The following is a 1,046-nucleotide window of genomic DNA, read 5'->3' as shown; positions in this document are numbered from 1 at the left end:
GGACTCGCTTTCGCTACGGCTTCCCCACACGGGTTAACCTCGCAACACACCGCAAACTCGCAGGCTCATTCTTCAAAAGGCACGCAGTCACGAGACGTACCGAAGTACGTCCGACGCTCCCACGGCTTGTAGGCACACGGTTTCAGGTACTATTTCACTCCGCTCCCGCGGTACTTTTCACCATTCCCTCACGGTACTATCCGCTATCGGTCACCAGGGAATATTTAGGCTTAGCGGGTGGTCCCGCCAGATTCACACGGGATTTCTCGGGCCCCGTGCTACTTGGGTGTCTCTCAAACGAGCCGTACAGATTTCAGCTACGGGGGTCTTACCCTCTACGCCGGACCTTTCGCATGTCCTTCGCCTATCCATACGGTTTCTGACTCGCCTCACAGCCGGCAGACTGTGAAAGAGAGATCCCACAACCCCGCATGCGCAACCCCTGCCGGGTATCACACGCATACGGTTTGGCCTCATCCGGTTTCGCTCGCCACTACTCCCGGAATCACGGTTGTTTTCTCTTCCTGAGGGTACTGAGATGTTTCACTTCCCCTCGTTCCCTCCACATGCCCTATGTGTTCAGGCATGGGTGACAGCCCATGACGACTGCCGGGTTTCCCCATTCGGAAACCCCCGGATCAAAGCCTGGTTGACGGCTCCCCGGGGACTATCGTGGCCTCCCACGTCCTTCATCGGTTCCTGGTGCCAAGGCATCCACCGTGCGCCCTTAAAAACTTGGCCACAGATGCTCGCGTCCACTGTGTAGTTCTCAAACAACGACCAGCCACCCATCACCCTGCTACCGAAGCAACAAGTTCACTGGGGCCAGCATCCTCGAAGGCATGACCTTACTGCCGTACCCTCAGACACCCAACAACGTGCCAAGCACGATCAGTTGGTTCCTCTTCACGTTCCACGCCGAAGCAGTACTGGTGAGAGATCCTCGTGATCGTGCCAACTAATCAACGTTCCACCCATGAGCTGACCGTGCAGAACGTTTGCCTGCAATCGGTACTGTGCTCCTTAGAAAGGAGGTGATCCAGCCG

The 1,046-nt window shown here is 56.8% G+C and carries 1 rRNA gene; it reads right to left on the bottom strand.

What is annotated here, in order from left to right:
* Window positions 1-741, bottom strand: a 23S ribosomal RNA gene (locus ACFV2S_RS37920); the annotation flags it as partial.
* Between the last annotated feature and the right edge of the window lie 305 nt (window positions 742-1,046).

The sequence above is a fragment of the Streptomyces sp. NPDC059695 genome (genome assembly GCF_042733785.1).
Classification (GTDB): Bacteria; Actinomycetota; Actinomycetes; order Streptomycetales; family Streptomycetaceae; genus Streptomyces.
This window is presented reverse-complemented; position numbering and strand designations above follow the sequence as displayed.